This is a genomic window from Kribbella italica (assembly GCF_014205135.1).
GTDB lineage: Bacteria > Actinomycetota > Actinomycetes > Propionibacteriales > Kribbellaceae > Kribbella > Kribbella italica.
On record NZ_JACHMY010000001.1, the window covers coordinates 6,664,721 to 6,680,523 of the forward strand.

Annotated in this window: 15 protein-coding genes and 1 tRNA gene; 4 read left to right on the forward strand and 12 right to left on the reverse strand. The window is 69.1% G+C overall.

The window, feature by feature from the left end; translation table 11 throughout:
* Nucleotides 1-40: 40 nt before the first annotated feature.
* The 4 genes from HDA39_RS31120 to ilvA all read right to left on the reverse strand — a co-directional run bounded on the left by HDA39_RS31120 (nucleotide 41) and on the right by ilvA (nucleotide 3,875).
* Nucleotides 41-709, reverse strand: a complete 669-nt coding sequence (locus HDA39_RS31120; protein WP_184801266.1) for a response regulator transcription factor — start codon at nucleotides 707-709, stop codon at nucleotides 41-43.
* Nucleotides 706-2,112: a sensor histidine kinase gene (locus tag HDA39_RS31125; RefSeq protein WP_337925967.1), complete on the reverse strand. Its 1,407-nt coding sequence runs from the start codon at nucleotides 2,110-2,112 to the stop codon at nucleotides 706-708. Before HDA39_RS31125 ends, HDA39_RS31120 begins: the two co-directional genes overlap by 4 nt.
* Before the next feature lie 90 nt (nucleotides 2,113-2,202).
* Nucleotides 2,203-2,532 carry a hypothetical protein gene (locus tag HDA39_RS31130; RefSeq protein WP_184801268.1) on the reverse strand — a complete coding sequence of 110 codons (330 nt, stop codon included), beginning with the start codon at nucleotides 2,530-2,532 and terminating at the stop codon, nucleotides 2,203-2,205.
* 71 nt (nucleotides 2,533-2,603) lie between these two features.
* Entirely contained in the window at nucleotides 2,604-3,875 is a 1,272-nt protein-coding gene (gene ilvA / locus HDA39_RS31135) for a threonine ammonia-lyase IlvA (RefSeq protein WP_184801269.1), read from the reverse strand.
* 231 nt (nucleotides 3,876-4,106) lie between these two features.
* Here ilvA and HDA39_RS31140 point away from each other — a divergent pair, with 231 nt between their 5' ends.
* Nucleotides 4,107-4,973, forward strand: a complete 867-nt coding sequence (locus HDA39_RS31140; RefSeq protein ID WP_184801271.1) for an HIRAN domain-containing protein — start codon at nucleotides 4,107-4,109, stop codon at nucleotides 4,971-4,973.
* Nucleotides 4,974-5,055: 82 nt separating this feature from the next.
* On the opposite strand, the gene HDA39_RS31145 is transcribed toward HDA39_RS31140, so the two are convergent.
* From HDA39_RS31145 to HDA39_RS31160, 4 genes are all read right to left on the reverse strand, one after another.
* On the reverse strand, nucleotides 5,056-6,015 hold the full coding sequence (locus HDA39_RS31145; RefSeq protein WP_184801273.1) for an alpha/beta fold hydrolase: 960 nt from the start codon (nucleotides 6,013-6,015) through the stop codon (nucleotides 5,056-5,058).
* A gap of 42 nt (nucleotides 6,016-6,057) precedes the next feature.
* Nucleotides 6,058-6,516: a hypothetical protein gene (locus HDA39_RS31150; protein WP_184801275.1), complete on the reverse strand. Its 459-nt coding sequence runs from the start codon at nucleotides 6,514-6,516 to the stop codon at nucleotides 6,058-6,060.
* A 12-nt stretch (nucleotides 6,517-6,528) separates the two neighbouring features.
* Nucleotides 6,529-7,473 carry a hypothetical protein gene (locus HDA39_RS31155; RefSeq protein WP_184801277.1) on the reverse strand — a complete coding sequence of 315 codons (945 nt, stop codon included), beginning with the start codon at nucleotides 7,471-7,473 and terminating at the stop codon, nucleotides 6,529-6,531.
* Between the two features lie 65 nt (nucleotides 7,474-7,538).
* Entirely contained in the window at nucleotides 7,539-9,086 is a 1,548-nt protein-coding gene (locus HDA39_RS31160) for an LCP family glycopolymer transferase (RefSeq protein WP_184801279.1), read from the reverse strand.
* 298 nt (nucleotides 9,087-9,384) lie between these two features.
* Here HDA39_RS31160 and HDA39_RS31165 point away from each other — a divergent pair.
* Nucleotides 9,385-9,474 (forward strand) — tRNA-Ser (locus HDA39_RS31165).
* 56 nt (nucleotides 9,475-9,530) lie between these two features.
* On the opposite strand, the gene HDA39_RS31170 is transcribed toward HDA39_RS31165, so the two are convergent.
* Complete coding sequence (locus HDA39_RS31170; RefSeq protein ID WP_184801281.1) at nucleotides 9,531-10,421, reverse strand: LLM class flavin-dependent oxidoreductase; 891 nt, start codon at nucleotides 10,419-10,421, stop codon at nucleotides 9,531-9,533.
* Between the two features lie 147 nt (nucleotides 10,422-10,568).
* Here HDA39_RS31170 and HDA39_RS31175 point away from each other — a divergent pair, with 147 nt between their 5' ends.
* A complete protein-coding gene (locus HDA39_RS31175) occupies nucleotides 10,569-10,802 on the forward strand; it encodes a hypothetical protein (protein ID WP_337925968.1) in 234 nt (77 codons plus the stop codon).
* A 141-nt stretch (nucleotides 10,803-10,943) separates the two neighbouring features.
* On the opposite strand, the gene HDA39_RS31180 is transcribed toward HDA39_RS31175, so the two are convergent.
* Together HDA39_RS31180 and HDA39_RS31185 are read right to left on the reverse strand one after the other, a co-directional pair.
* Entirely contained in the window at nucleotides 10,944-12,818 is a 1,875-nt protein-coding gene (locus HDA39_RS31180; protein WP_184801284.1) for a phosphoenolpyruvate carboxykinase (GTP), read from the reverse strand.
* Nucleotides 12,819-13,183: 365 nt separating this feature from the next.
* Nucleotides 13,184-13,714 (reverse strand): YciI family protein, encoded by a 531-nt coding sequence (locus tag HDA39_RS31185; protein WP_184801286.1) that lies wholly within the window; start codon nucleotides 13,712-13,714, stop codon nucleotides 13,184-13,186.
* Nucleotides 13,715-13,844: 130 nt separating this feature from the next.
* On the opposite strand from HDA39_RS31185, the gene HDA39_RS31190 reads away from it, so the two are divergent.
* On the forward strand, nucleotides 13,845-14,045 hold the full coding sequence (locus HDA39_RS31190) for a hypothetical protein (protein WP_184801288.1): 201 nt from the start codon (nucleotides 13,845-13,847) through the stop codon (nucleotides 14,043-14,045).
* 242 nt (nucleotides 14,046-14,287) lie between these two features.
* Here HDA39_RS31190 and HDA39_RS31195 read toward each other — a convergent pair whose 3' ends face one another.
* Nucleotides 14,288-14,851, reverse strand: a complete 564-nt coding sequence (locus HDA39_RS31195; protein ID WP_184801290.1) for a hypothetical protein — start codon at nucleotides 14,849-14,851, stop codon at nucleotides 14,288-14,290.
* Between the last annotated feature and the right edge of the window lie 952 nt (nucleotides 14,852-15,803).

Consider the following 15,803-nt stretch of genomic DNA (forward strand, 5'->3'; position numbering starts at 1 on the left):
CGAGGTAGCGAACTGCTCCCAGTGACAACCGAGCAGAAGCTCAGTCCGTGCGGAGGCGGTACCCCATGCCCCGGATGGTCTGGATCCGGTCGGGACCCAGCTTCTTACGCAGGTACCGGATATAAACGTCGACGACGTTCGACCCCGGGTCGAAGTCGAAGCCCCAGACCTGGGAGAGCAGCTGCTCCCGGGACAGGACCTGGTCAGGATGGCGGCAGAAGACCTCCGCCAGCAGGAACTCGCGGGCAGTGAGGTCGACGGTCCGGCCGTCGATCGAGGCGCGCCGGGTGCGGAGGTCGAGGCTGAGGTCACCGACCTGAAGAATCGTGGCATCCGCCGTACCGGAGCCGTCGCTGCGCAGGCGGAGGCGGACGCGGGCCAGCAGTTCCTCGAAGGCGAACGGTTTGGCGATGTAGTCGTCGGCGCCGCCTTCGAGTCCGGCGACGGTGTCGCGGATGCTGTCGCGGGCGGTGAGGATGACGACCGGCATGCTCACCCGCGCCTCGCGGAGCCGGCGCAGGACGGTGAAACCGTCGACCTTCGGCAGCCCGATGTCGAGCAGGAGCAGGTCGTACGCACCGCTGACCGCTTCCTGGTACGCCGACTCGCCGTCGGCGACGACGGTGGTGATGAACCCGTTGCTGCGCAGCCCGCGTTCGATGAAGGAGGCGATCCGGTCCTCGTCCTCGGCGATCAGAATCCGGTTCATCGTGAGCTCCCCTCGGTCGGTGTCCACGGCAGCACGAGCTCGAACCGCGCGCCCGGGGTGCCGTCGTCGGCCAGCTGGACTTCGCCGCCGTGGGCCTGGGCGATCGAGCGCACGATCGCCAGTCCGAGCCCGGCGCCGTCGGTCCGCACCTGATCGTTGCCCCGGGCAAATCTTTCGAAGATCCGCTCCCGGTCTCCGGGCGCCACGCCCTCCCCGGAGTCGGCGACCCACAGGTGAACATGCGCGCCCACAGGGCAGTCCTCAGCAGCACGCAGCAGATGCACGCGCGAGCCCAGCGCGATGCGATCGTCGGTCGTGGTGTGCCGTACGGCGTTGGAGACCAGCTGCATCAGCGCCTGGGTGAGGCGTTGGCTGTCGGCGACGACGGTGGTGTCCGCGGTTTCGTCGACGCGCCAGGTGCGGTCGGCCAGCGGGCGGGCCTTGGCGACGACCTCGATGATCAGTTCGGTCAGGTTGACCTCCTCGAGCTTGAGGAAGTCGGGGCGCCCACTCTTGGCCAGGACCAGCAGATCGTCGACCATCCGGTTCATCCGGACCAGCTCGTCGAGCACCAGGGCGCGGGTCTCCTCGCGGTCGACCGGGTCGTCGCTCATCAGTTCGAGGTGCCCGCGGATCACCGTGATCGGCGTCCGCAGCTCGTGCCCGGCGTTGTCGACGAACTCCCGCTGCGCGACGAACGCGACCTCCAGCCGGTCCAGCATCGTGTTGAACGTCCGGGCCAGCTGCGCCACATCATCGTTGCCCACGACATCGATCCGGCGGCGCAGGTCGGACTCGCCGATCTGCTCGGCGGTCGTCCGGACGCCGCGGATCGGCGCGAGCACCCGGCCGGTGACGATCCAGCACGCACCGGCCGCCATCGCCAGCGTGACCAGACCGATCAGCGCGAGCGCCTTCGTCGCGTCCTCGAGCGGTTGCGCCAGCAGGTCGCGGAACTCCAGCAGCACCAGCTGGGAACGCACCGGCTGCGAGCCGACCCGGACCGGAATCACGCCGTACCGGACCTTGCCGGCCGTGCTGTCCACCCACCCGTACTGCGGGGTGGTGCCGGCCGAGATCCGCTGGACGAACGCGAGGTCGGTGTCGAGGCGTGCCGGCGGAGTGCCGAGGCTGCGGTGGTACGCGCGTCCGTCGACGATCGTGAAGAACGCCTCGGAAGTGTCCGGGAGATTGGTTCGCAGCCAGAGGTCGAGCAGCTCCTCCGGGGTGTCGAGCGGACGGGCGGTGTCCGAGCCGACGTACGCGCGGAACTTGGTCGCCTCGTGGGTCAGTTCGGCGTCGGCGGACGCGTCGGAGCGCGCCGAGAGCAGCTGCCAGGTCAGGAAGACCACCGCGCCGACGGCCAGCGCGAGCACCGCCAGCATCCACCCGATGATCCGCACCCGCGCACTGACCCCGCTCCGCCGGGTCCGGCGCTCGCGATCTCCCGCGTCGCCATCACCCTCGCGGCGTCTCAGGAAGACCACCAAGGCTCAGTCATCGCCGTCCACGTCGTCGTCCAGATCGTCGTCGATGCCGTCGTCGTCCTGGTCGTCGTCATCGCCGGCCGTCCGCGGGCTGCCCGGCGTCACCGGGTCCGCGCCGGGCTTCGACGGGATCACGGTGGACGGCGCGACGGTCGGCCGCGTGGCCGGCGGCGTCCCGGGCGACGGGGGCGGCGAGGACGACGTACCCGAAGCCGGTACGACGACCGTGTCGCCCAGCCCCGGCGACGACCGGTCCGCAAGGTACTGGGTCAGCGCGAACCCGGCCACTGCCAGCACCACGGCAACCGCCAGGTAGATCAGGCGTGGAGATCGCATGTTCACAGCCTGCGATCCCTCCCGAAGAACCGCATGAGCCGAACATTACAGAATTCTCATCGAACCAAGGCCTAGATGAGGAACCGGAACTCCGGCGATCCCGGATCGATCCGCTCGATCGTCAACGGCGCCGCGTCCATCCGGTCCAGCAACCCGGCCAGATCACCCGGCCGCCCGATCTCGATCCCGACCAGCGCGACGCCGGTCTCCCGGTTGTTCCGCTTGACGTACTCGAACAGCGTGATGTCGTCGTCAATCCCGAGCACCTGGTCGAGGAACTGCCGCAGCGCGCCGGGCTCCTGCGGGAACGTCACCAGGAAGTAGTGCTTGAGCCCTTCGTGCACCAGCGACCGCTCGAGGATCTCGCCGTACCGGCTGACGTCGTTGTTCCCACCGGACAGCAGACACACCACCGTCTCGCCCGGTTTCACCTCGACTCCACGGCCCAAGGCAGCGGCGGACAAGGCGCCGGCGGGCTCGGCGATCAGGCCATCGGTCTGATAGAGCTCGAGCATCTCCGAGCAGACCAGGCCCTCCGGCACCGACGTCATCTCGACCTCAGCGGCAGCGACGAGCGGCAACGTGACCGCACCGACCCGCCGTACTGCGGCACCGTCGACGAAGCTGTCCAGCTGCTCCAACGTCACCGGCTCACCAGCAGCCAACGCAGCAGCCATGCTCGCCGCACCAGCTGGCTCCACCCCGACGATCCGTACGCCGGGGTGCCGCTCGGCCAAGTACGTCGCAACACCGGCGATCAATCCACCGCCACCCACCGGAACCACCAGTACGTCGGGCGCGTGGCCGAGCTGCTCGACGAGCTCGACCGCCAAAGTGCCTTGCCCCGCGACGGTTCGCGGATCGTCGAACGCCGGGACCAGCGTCGCCCCCGACGCCTCGCACTCGGCGAGCGCGGCGGCGGCCGCGTCGTCGTACGAGTCGCCGGTGATGATCACCTCGATCTGCGATCCACCGAGCGCGGCGATGCGGTCGCGCTTCTGGCGCGGCGTCGTCCGTGGCACGTAGACGCGGCCGTTGACGCCGAGCGTGTGGCACGAGTACGCGAGTCCCTGGCCGTGGTTGCCCGCGGAGGCGCAGACGACGCCGGCCTTCTTCTCCACGTCCGACAACTGGGCGATCAGGTTGTAGGCACCGCGCAGCTTGTACGACCGGCCGACCTGCAGGTCCTCGCGTTTCAGCCAGACGTCGGCGCCGGTGCGTGCGGAGAGTCGCGGGTTGCGTTGCAGCGGAGTCCGGAGCGCGACGCCGCCGAGCCGGCCGACGGCCTGCTCCACCGCCTGTGCGTCGACGATCGATCGAGCGACTGTTTCACTGCCCTGCATGACGTTCCTTCCCGTGCATCTGCACGTGATTCTCCACTTTTCCCGCAGCACAAGACGGCCTGCGTCCACACTACGGACGAGCGGACACCGTTGAGTTTCGGGTCCGTTTTTCATGCGTGAAAAGAGCTTCGGCTGGGCAGTCTAGTTCTCATACGCTCACTCGGTGTAACGGCCAGGGTCCTGGACGGGATGAGCCGAGTAAACCGGTCAACGGGGACTGGAGGGCAACGCATGGAACTGAATCCGTTCAGTCTGTGGGGAGACGCCCTGTGGTGTGGTCAGGAGGTCGTGCGGGAAGCCCCGCACGAGCAGGCGATTCGTGGCCTGTTTCCCGATCCCATCCCAGCGCGAGGAGCAGACCTGGACACCGCGGCGGATCTCGTCCCGGAACCGCACAACCGCTTCGACCCGCGCTCGATCGCTGTCCGGGTGCAGGGCAAGGTGGTCGGCTACCTGCCGAGGGACGATGCGCACCGGTACCACCCGGTGCTGTCAGAACTGGTGGCACAGGGTCTGCAACCGCAGGTCCCTTGCCACCTGTGGGTCAGTGAGTGGGAGCCGGCGGACTGGGAAGGCAAGGGCGACCAGGGCACCGAGTTCCACGCCAGTGTGGCGGTCGCACTGGGCCAGCCACACATGCTGGTTCCGGTCAATCTGCCACCGCCCGGGAGCTTCCACGTGCTGCCGCCGGGCAGCGGGATCGTGGTCCCGGGCAGCGAGGTGCATCCGGACGTGCTGGCACCGTTCTTCCGGCCGGAAGGCGAGTGCTGGGCGTACGGCACGATGCATGCCGTCGAGGAGGACGACGGCATCAACGACCGGCACCGGATGGTGGTCGAGATCCGGCTGGACGACGAAGCGGTGGGCCGGCTCAGTCCGCGGCTCAGCGCGGAGTTCCTGCCGGCCGTCCACTACCTCGCCGACATGCGGGCGGAGACGGCCGCCCGGGTCGCCGTACGCGGTGACCGATTCGCCTCGGAGGTGATCCTCTACGCGGCCCGGAGTCACGACCTGCCGGCCACCTGGCCGGACGGTCTGACCCGATCCCCAGTCGCTTCCCCTACCTGGCACTACTGGGCCGGTAAGGAGGCCAACTAGCCCACGGCGGACGCGCAGTACTCACCAATCAGTCAGGTGGTGGCGGGTACTGCGGGTCCACCAGGGGTGGTGGTCCGGGTGCTCAGAGCTTGGCGCCGATCAGTTGGTAGATGTCGTCGTGCGCGCCCGGCAGGTCGTCGTGGCCGAGGTCCGGGTAGGTGCGGAGCTCCTTCACGCCGGTGAGCTTGTTGTAGATCGCGTACTGCGTGGAGGGCGGGCAGGTCTGGTCCTCGAGGCCGGTGAACAGCGTGACCTCGGCCTGGATCCGTGGTGCCAGGTTCTGTACGTCGATGTAGCCGAGGGTCGTGAAGACCTCCTGCTCGCGCAGGTGCCGCGGGTCGCGCTTCTTGAACCAGGTGGTGATCTCGTCGTACGGGCCGCGCTCCAGGTTGAGCTCCCACGCGCGCTGGTAGTCGGTGAGGAACGGGTACACGCTGGCGGCGTACTTGATCTCCGGCGTGAGTGCGGCGCAGACCAGCGTCAGGCCTCCGCCCTGGCTCCAGCCGGTCGCCGCGACGCGGGAGGCGTCGACCTCGGGCAGCGCGCGGATGAGGTCGGCCAGCCGGCGGGTGTCGAGGAAGACGTGCTTGTAGAGCAGGCTGTCCGGCCCGCCGTCGAGGCCGTGGACCAGGTGGTTCTGCAGGCTGAAGGTGTTCGGCTCCTGGGACCCGGTGCGGAAGCCGACCTGCTCACGCACGTCCAGCGCCGCGACGGTGAAGCCGCGGGCGGCGTACGGCAGGAGGTCGACCCAGCGCGGCTGCTCGCCGCCGTACCCGTGGAACATCAGTACGGCGGGCCCGGTCGGCTGCTGCGGGCGGATCACCTTGGCGTGCACGCGGTAGCCGCCGGTGCCGTTGAAGTACAGGTGCTGGGCGGTCGCCGTGGTCAGCGGGAAGTCGGCCGCGTCGACGAACGACTCCTCGGCGGCGGTCCCGGCCAGCTCGGCCAGCGCCTTGTCCCAGAACTGGTCGAAGTCGTCCGGGCGCGGGTTGGTGCCCTGGTAGACGCTCAGTTCCTCGGCAGACAGCTCGAACGACAGCACGGGCGACTCCTTCGATCAGATCCGGACAATTTCCACCGCGGATCATTCTGCGCGATCGGCGTCCTCACCGGCAGTGCCGTCCCAGATGGTGTAGCCGTGCGCCGCGTTCAGCCGCTCCCGGAGGTCGGTCGCGAGCTGCTCGTCGCGGCCCGGCGGCAGCCAGCGCACCGGGATCAGGATCGAGCCGTCCTTGTGCTTGGTCCGCAGGACGACGGCCTCGCCGTGCGTGGTCTCGACCCGGCCGACCTCGGTGACGTCGGTCCAGTCGGTCTTCACGCCCCGGACCTCGATCTGGTCCTTGCCGAGCTTCAGCAACGCCGGCGGCCGGAGCAGGATCCACAGTCCGGCCAGCGCGACCAGACCCCCGAGCACGAGGAACACACCCACCACCGCGTCCGGCAGCCCGACCGCCCATGCGATCGCGGCCACGCCGAGCAGGATCAGCCCGGCGGCCGGCACTCCGAGGAACCGCCCTGCCCGCATCCGGTACGTCGTACGCATCGAGCCAGGATCTCAGAAGGCCGGCACCGAGCTTGTAGTGGCATTCCCGATCGCCGTCTTCTCCAGGCTGACCTGCCAGCTGGACTCCGCCGCGAACCGCTGGTCGAACCGTTCGTACGCACACAGATCGGTGAAGCCCCGGCGCCCGGAGTCCCAGTCGGTGCCGGACTTGAAGTACACCGAGTACGCGCCGCGGATTCCGGTCAGCGTCGCTCGCTCGTCGCTCCGAACGTAGATCGAGGCCTGAGGCTTCCGAGGATCGCCCTGGACGACGGCAACCACGACGTCCGAAGTTGTGCCGTTGGTGATCCGCAGCCGGCCGGAGCCGCGAGGCCCTGAGCGCTGGACCACCGCGCCGTTGGCGGCCCGCCGGTCGGGCGTCGCCGGTCGCACCGGCTCCGAGACCCGCAGCGACTTGCCGAAGGTGATCTTCGCCGCGGCAAGTCCCTTGGCCGCCGCGACCATGCTGCTGCTGTTGACGGTGTAGTAGATGTCCCGCTTGGCCTCGTACAGCAGCATCGCCGCGGGCTTGGGGATGCCGCAGCTGGTGGACTTGTCGAGCTTGCCGGTACTGAAGGTCTCCCGGAGGGTGCGGTAGCCGCCGAGGACCGCGCCGACCGAACCGTGCGCCATCCAGAGGCCGTCCGGCTCGGTGACCAGCTGCAGCGCCTTGTCCTCGCGTTCGAGCGCCGCGGCGAGTTGGAGCCGTGCGGCGTCCGTCGCCGCCGGGGTGGTTGCCGCCATCGCCCGCACGAGCAGCGGCCGGAGTCGCTGCTCGATGCCGCTCAACACCTTCTGGTACTGCGCCGCCGACAGCGGCGGTGGGGGAGGCGGAGGCGTCGACGGCGTGGGCGACGTCGTCGGGGGCGCGCTCACCGGCGTCTCGCCGGAGCAGCCCGTCACGACCAAGCCGATGACCACCACGGCAACGGCTGGGACACGCGACGAGATCCTCATCGGCAACAAGTCTGGCAGACGCCGGCCCGGCCGGTCAGGCAGTCGACAGCTTCCTGCCGCAGGGATCAGGGGTTGGCCGGGTGGTACGCGCAGGCGTCGTTGAGGTCCTCGGTGCCACCGGCCGGCGGCTTGGCGGGGCTCGTCTTGCCGGTCGACGGCTTCTTGGTCGGCGTGCCGGTGGTGGTGGGGACCGGCTTCTTGTTCGCGATCGCGTTCTGGACGATCTGCGCCATCGCCTCGTAGTCCGGGTTCTGGCCGCTGGGGAAGTTCTTCTTCTTGTCCAGGTCGACGTTGGTGACCTTGGCGCCCTTGACCTTGAGCCCGAGCTCGATGAAGGCCGGCAGGATCTCCTGCGGGATGTCGGTCTGCAGCAGCTTCTTGCTGGCCGACGCGATCTGCTGGTACTTCGTCACCAGGGTGCCGGGATTGGCGCTGCTGACGAGCGCGTGGATCGTGCAGCGCTGCCGCTCCTGCCGGGACGCGTCGTCCAGGCCGTACCGGCCGCGGGCGAACCAGAGCGCGTCGTGGCCGTTCAGCTTCTGGTTCGGGCCGGGCTGCAGGTAGTCCTTCGGCAGGATGTCGTCGTTCGGGCTCGGGCCCTTGTAGTCGCCGCCGATCGGGACCTTGTAGTTGATGTTGACCGAGATGCCGCCGAGCGCGTCGACGATCGACTCGAAGCCCTTGAGGTTGACCTGCATGTAGTAGTCGATGTCCAGGCCGAGCGCCGCGCCGGCCGAGACCTTCAGCACGTCGGCGCCCTCGTTGTCGGACGGGCCGAGCGCCTGCTTGTGCGCCAGCGGGAGGTTCCGGTACATCGCGTCCAGGTAGAACTCGGGCTGCTCGGCCGGGCCGTCGGGGTCGTAGAATCCGTCCGGGTAGAACTTGTGCAGCGGGGAGTCCTCCGGGAACGGCATCCGCATCCAGTTCCGGCTGAGCGAGATCAGCTTGGTGTCGCCGGTCTTGGTGTCGATGCTGGCGACCATCACGGTGTCGGTCCGGGTGCCCTCGCGGCCGGCGCCGTCGTCCGCGCCGAGCAGCAGGATGTTCAGCCGGGGAGTGTCCGCCCAGGGGTCCTTCTTGTCCTCGACCTTCGGCCGGGTCGCGCTCTTGGAGTTGCCCTCGGAGGCGAACACGCTGCCGACCAGGTCGCGCTGGGCCATCACCGACTGCGCCGCGACGGTGGTCGGCACCGCGATGCCGAAGCAGAGCAGACCGACGAACGCCGAACCGGCCAGCCGGCCGACCGCGGTCAGGCTGACCGGGCGGAGCAGCTTGTGGGAGGCGACCACGATCCAGATCCAGAGCAGGCCGAGCACGACCACCGCGGCGGTCGCGATCAGCAGCTGGCTCGGGTCGACGGCCAGCGTGAGCACGGCGTCACGCTTGGTCAGACCGACGAACGCCAGCAGCCCGAGCAGGCCGATGCTGAGCGTCATCACGAAGGCGCCGAGCTTGGTCCGGCCGCCCATGACGAAACCGGACCCGGGGACGAGGGCGCTGACCAGGGTGAGGCCGATCGCCTTCGAGACGGTCCGGGCGCGGTGCGCCTTGTGGCGCGACCGGTTGGCCTTGGGTGCAGACCTCCGACCGGCTGCGCGAGTGCTCCGCGACATGGCTCCGTTTCCTGGATCGACGACGGGTGGCGGCGATGCGGACCCGCGGCTGGCGGGCCCTGAGGGCAGGCTGACGACCTGGTGGGATCAGCTCCCCGGTAGTACAGACGCCGTCACGGCCTCCTCGGTTGACTTCAACACTCGACCCCCGTCGATTCGGCCAGATTACAGGGGGCCCGGTCGACACTCCCACGGCGTCCGGTCCCGGCCGTCGCCGGTCGCCGTCCACCCGCTTTGCTCCGATGGCCCCCGGCCGGATAGTCTTGGTCGTCGTCGTGTCCCTCCGGGGGCCGTCGGAGGAGGCGTCGCCTAGTCCGGTCGATGGCGCCCGCCTGCTAAGCGGGTTGAGGGTAATCCCCTCTCGCGAGTTCAAATCTCGCCGCCTCCGCAGTACGCAAGAGCCGCCAGCATCCGCTGGCGGCTCTTGTCGTCGGACGACGGGTTTCAGCCGCCGAAAGCGAGCGCTTTCGCCCCGGCGAGCCGCTCGACCGAGCGCGGCGTCATCGGCTGCAGCCCGACGATCAGGTGCTCGACGCCCAGTTCGGCGTACGCCGTGAAGACCTCGGCCAGCTCCTCGACGGTGCCGGTGAAGGCCCCGGGCTCGTCCGACGGCTTCTGGTCGGGGTCCCGGACCGTCAGGCCGACCGTCTTGCTGACCTCGCCGACCGGCCGGTTGTTCCTGGTCAGGGCCTCGTCGAAGGCCGCCAGCCGCTCGCGGGCCTTGTCCTCGACGCCACTGAACCAGGCCGTGTTCCACTGGTCGGCCCACTGCGCGGTCAGGTCCAGCATCCGCGGCTGCCGGGACGCGACCAGGATCGGGATCCGCCGCTCCGGCTGCGGCACGAGCACCGCCTCGTCGACCTGGTAGTACGTGCCCTTGTGCGTGACCGTCTCGCCGCGAATCAGCCGCGCCACGATCTCGACCCACTCCGCGAACCGCGACGCCCGGTGGTCCGTCGGCAGCCCGAAGGCCTCGTACTCCGGGTCGTGCCAGCCCGCGCCGACACCCAGGATCACCCGGCCGCCGGAGACCTCGTCGAGCGTCGTGGCCATCTGCGCGACCAGCCCGGGGTCGCGGAACGACGAGCACAGCACCATCGTCCCGAGCTCGACCCGTTCGGTCACCGCGGCGACCGCGCTCAGCAGCGTCCACGCCTCGTGGATCCCGTACGTCGTACCGCTCGGGTCCCGGTAGAAGAAGTGGTCGGCCAGCCAGACCGAGTCCAGCCCGGCCGCCTCGGTCGCGAGTGCCATTCGGCGCGTGTCGGCCCACCGCGGCATCTGTCCGTCCGGCCCGTCGTCGCCACCGACCGGGAGCATGATTCCAAGTTTCATTCGTCCAACATATGTGCCGGTACGGCGTGCCTGCAGGTGTGATCGGGGTGCGGGGTGGGTAACTGGGGAGGTGCCCGGCGGGTGAGGCCGCGGTGAGGAGCGGGCGTTCGGTGAAGCCTTTTGACCTCACGAAAGGGTGTGGTGGCGGTGACGGACTCAGCCGTCAGACCGCAGGTGTACGACCTCCGTTTGTTCCTCCAGCTGTCCCTCCCGGCGCACGTCGCCTGCTGGGTCGACAGGGCCTGGAGACCGGCCTGGCTGATCAGCCGGCTGCACTGCGGAGACGGCTGGGTCGGCCTGGTCCAGTACGACGGCCCGAACGGCCAGGAACTCACCACACGGGTTCCGCTCGACCGCATCGCTCCACCACCCCGCGTCTGACCCCCGGGCTGCGTGGCCGGGCGATGCACCCGCCTGGCCCCAACAGCTCCGGGTACGGCGAAGCGCCTCGCCCCGGGTGAGGGACGAGGCGCTTCGCGCTCCCCGGCGTACTGGCTTCCGGTCAGCCGCCGGCGTACTGGGTCAGCCGAGGCGGCTGCGCAGGGTGTCCAGCTCGAGCCTCAGCGCGGCCGGGACGGTGTCGCCGAGCTTGGCGAACCACTCCTCGATCAGCGGGAGCTCGGCCTTCCACTCCTCGGCGTCGACGTTCAGCGCGACCTGCAGCGCCTCCGGCGTCAGCTCCAGCCCGCTCACGTCGAGCGCGCCGGCGGCCGGCACCGCACCGATCGGGGTCTCCACCGCGTCGGCCTGGCCCTCGATCCGGTCGATCATCCACTTGAGCACCCGGCTGTTCTCCGAGAAGCCCGGCCAGACGAACTTGCCGGCCTCGTCCTTGCGGAACCAGTTCACGTAGAAGACCTTCGGCAGCTTCTCGGCATCGTGCTCCTTGCCGACGGTCAGCCAGTGGTCCAGGTAGTCGCCGGCGTTGTAGCCGAGGAACGGCAGCATCGCCATCGGGTCGCGCCGGACCACGCCGACCTCGCCGACCGCGGCCGCGGTGGTCTCCGACGACAGCGTCGCGCCCATGAACACGCCGTGCTGCCAGTTCCGCGCCTCGGTCACCAGCGGGACCGTGGTCGCCCGGCGGCCGCCGAAGACGATCGCCGAGATCGGCACGCCGTTCGGGTCGTCGTACTCGTCGGCGATGATCGGGCACTGCAGGATCGGCGTGCAGAACCGGCTGTTCGGGTGGCTGGACAGCTCGCCGCTGCCCGGCGTCCAGTCACGGCCCTTCCAGTCGGTCAGGTGGTTCGGCGGGGTCTCGGAGTAGCCCTCCCACCACACGTCGCCGTCGTCGGTCAGCGCGACGTTGGTGAAGACCGAGTTGCCCTTCTCGATCGTGCGCATCGCGTTCGGGTTGGTCTTCCAGCCGGTGCCCGGCGCGACGCCGAACAGGCCGAACTCCGGGTTCACGGCGTACAGCCGGCCGTCCTCGCCGAACCGCATCCAGGCGATGTCGTCGCCGAGGGTCTCGACCTCCCAGCCGTCCAGCGTCGGGTCGAGCATCGCCAGGTTGGTCTTGCCGCAGGCGCTCGGGAACGCGGCCGCGATGTAGTGCACCTTCTTCTCCGGCGAGATCAGCTTCAGGATCAGCATGTGCTCGGCCAGCCAGCCCTCGTCACGGGCCATCGCGCTGGCGATCCGCAGCGAGTAGCACTTCTTGCCGAGCAGCGAGTTGCCGCCGTACCCGGAGCCGTAGGACCAGATCGTCCGCTCCTCGGGGAACTGGACGATGTACTTCTCGTCGTTGCAGGGCCACATGACGTCGGCCTGGCCCGGCGCGAGCGGCGCGCCGACCGAGTGCAGGCACGGCACGTACGGCGCGTCCACGCCCATCTTCGCGAGGACCTCGGCGCCGGTGCGGGCCATGATCCGCATCGAGGCGACGACGTACGCCGAGTCGGTGATCTCGACGCCGAACATCGGCTTCTCGGCGCTCAGCGGGCCCATGCAGAACGGGACGACGTACATCGTCCGGCCCTTCATGCTGCCGCGGTACAGACCCGTCATCAGGGCCTTCATCTCGGCCGGGTCCATCCAGTTGTTGGTCGGGCCGGCGTCGGCCTCGTCGACCGAGCAGATGAACGTGCGCTGCTCGACGCGGGCGACGTCCGAGGGATCGGTCCGGGCCCAGAAGGAGTTCGGCTTCTTCGCGTCGTTCAGGCGGACCAGCGTGCCGGCCGCGATCAGTTCGTCGGTGAGCCGGTTGTACTCCGCGTCGCTGCCGTCGACCCAGTGGATCCGGTCCGGCTGGGTGAGTGCGGCGACCTCGGCGACCCAGGCCCGCAAGCCCTCGTGCTCAGTCGGGGCGTCGGTCAGGTCGATGGTGTTCGGTGCAACGGAGCTCTCGACACTGAGCGCTTCCTCGGTCTGGGCAGGGCTGGCGGTGGTCGTCATCGGCGGCTCATTCCCCTGTTCGGCGGTGTGATCTGTCGCATACCAGTCAACGCAGTGGGCGTATACCAGTGTGCAAGTGGTACTAACCGTACGCGACCGGGTGGGGTGTTGAGAACCGCGAGTACGTGAGCCCGATCACAAACTTTTGCCGACAACCGCTTTCCGCCGGAAGTTTCCTGGCGCGACCGGCCACGGAACGTGCTGAAGCCCCGCGCCGGGTGGTTTTGGCGCGGGGCTTCAGGGGTGGGTGGTCTTGTTGGCGGGTGGCGGGTGGCGGGTGGCGGGTGGCGGGTGGCGGGTGGCGGGTGGCGGGCGGTGGCGGTGGGCGAGGGGCTGCCGGCGCTCCGGGGGTTTGCTCGGCGGGGCTAGTCCTCGGTGGGCCGGCCGCCGAAGCGCCAGACATGGACGTCTGCGCCGGGGCGGAGTGCCGCGGCAGCTTCGGGGGTCGGGGCTTCGACGAGCGCAGCCTGGCCGACCAGGGTCGTGCCGTCGAGCAGGTCGCCGTACAGGATCACGTGCGGCGAGTCCGGCGGCTCGTGGTCGACGCCGTCCGTGGCGAGCAGGAGGTAGCGGGTGTAGCCGGGGACGGCGCCGGCGAAGTCCCACATCGTCGTACCGACGCGCTTGCGGAAGCCGCGGACCAGGACGTCGTCGAAGACGCCGGCCAGGTAGTACGGCTCGTCGTACGCGAACCGCTCGACGGCCTCGGCGTCCGGTACGTCGAGGATGTGCAGGCTGCCGGTGGTCTCGGCGTCCTCGTCGTCGTGGGTGAGCGTCGGCCCGCGCGCGATCAGCTCCCCGGCGTACCGGTCCATGAAGGTCCAGTGCTGCTCGCTCAGCTCCACCTTCAGCGGGAACGCCCCGGCGCGATCGCGCCCGTACACGAAGTACTCCATCCTCGATCCTCTCCTGGAACCAGTTGCCCCGGGCCCGCGTCGTACCGCCCGTTGAACCCCCGACGGGAGAAGCTTCCCCGACAAGTACGAGGTCCGCACGGCCTCACCTCGAGTCGTACAGGAGATGAGCATGGGCAAGGAAGAGCGCGAAGCACGCAGGAACGAGCGAGCGATGCAGAAGTCGATGGACCTGCTGAGGGCTCAGAACAACGTGCCCAAGAAGCTCGAGGAGATGGGCCACAAGAAGGCCGCGGACAACATCCGCGCCAAGGGCGGCCGCTGGGACTCCCCGGAGGTCCGCGACGCGTCCAAGGGCCGCGACGGCCGCTGACCCCCGGCAACGACAAAGCCCCAGGTCGTCCACCTGATGACCTGGGGCTTTGCTTGCGCGCTCGGAGGGATTCGAACCCCCAACCTTCTGATCCGTAGGAGCCTGCACCGAGGACTCTCCAGCACACCAACTGCTCGGCCTCCGAGCCACCAAGTGCGCCGGTTGGCTCTCAATGAGCGGCCGTTGGGGTACGACTGGGGTACGGACGCAGCCTCTGAATCGGAGTGACACGCCGGCATGGCTTACTCGCCAAGGCTGGCTTCGGCGTTCCTGGCGGACCCCCCTTTACCCCCAGCGGGGTGCAAGATTTCCTGGCGAGCGACTACGACGAATAGCCCCAGAGCTTTGCCGGCCCGGTCGAGATCACGTAGGACGTCGTCTGGTCTAGTCACGGTCGGGTCGTACTCCGACTTCGCTAGTTCCTGGAATCCCTGCAGCACGCCGTTGAATGCCTTCTGGACCTCGGCGGCAGCGGCTTGGGTACCCTCCTGCTCGGTGACGAGCAGGATCTCGTAGAACAGCCGATGGAAGTCAGCCTGCGCAGCTCGGGCGCGCCGGAAGGCATCCAGTTGCTCGTCCGTGGCGAGCGCAGCAGACAAGTCCATGAACGACATCCTGAGGTCTTCGACCGATCCCAGGAAGCGGGCATACAGCTCCCGCCGGCGCGCCTGCCGCAGTTCCGCGGAGTTCTGGTCAGCTTGACGGGCGTCACGACGGCCCTGCAGAGAGTGTGAGACCAGCGTGTTGCCTGCCCCTGCAAGGGCGGTTATCCCCACACCCAACAGCGCAGCCACAGCAGCATCCATGGCGGCGATCGTAGCGCTCGACCGCCACACCTGCCCCGTCCCCCTGATAGCTGCAACCCAAGGGCAGGGCGTCGTGGGTCAAGAGTCGGGCGTGCCCGATCCCGGAGGGACGCCGTAGGCGCTCTTGATGCGCGGCGGTCTGACCGGACAATCGAGCGGCCAGGGGGACGAGGCCGACCCGCCGGCCCGAACCACAGACCCGGAGATCAGCCGACCCAGTAGCCGCGGAGACCGCTTGGGAATCGGGTACGCCGTTTGGCCTGTCGGCGGGGGTGAGGGCGTCGGCCGCGAGGTCGTAAGCCCGGCCCCGCCGCGCGCCGCTTGCGGCGCGCCTTGATTCTTAAGAGGTCAACTCGGCAGCAGGACGGCCGATCACCTACGTACGACGGTCAGGCGGCATGGGTTTGCCGCCGAGGATCTGGACGCGCTGACTGTGGCGCAACCTGCTTGCAGCAACAGTCGAGTAGGGCCCTTGGCCTTCGCTAGCTGCTGGAGCGCCCATGGGCGTGGGGCTTCCTTGCCCTCGCCCGACGCAAATGAAGCGACCCCGGCTGTGAGGAGTTCAGCCGGGGTCGCTCGGTGGAAGGCAGGACGGGCGCGGATGCAGGGGTCAGCACGCCGGCCCTGCCGATCAGGGGGTCAGTCCTCCAGCCACTCCGCGCCTGTGTCGTCGCGGTGGTAACCCTGGTGGTAGCCGAGCCGACACGGGCGGCCGGTCATCGGGTTGTTTCCGTCGCACGGGTCTGAGGAGGAGCTCTGGAGGACCGGCCAGTCCTGTGGACTCGCCTCGCCGGACCGGCCGCTGTCCCCCGCCCACTCGACGCCATCGCTCGCCGTTGGCTTGATCATCGCTGTGTCGGCCCTTCGTCCACTGGTACCGTTTTGCTGTGGTGTTGACTCGCCGCACGGCTTAGGTAACAGCAGGTAGTTCCGGCCGAATGAGGCAGAAATG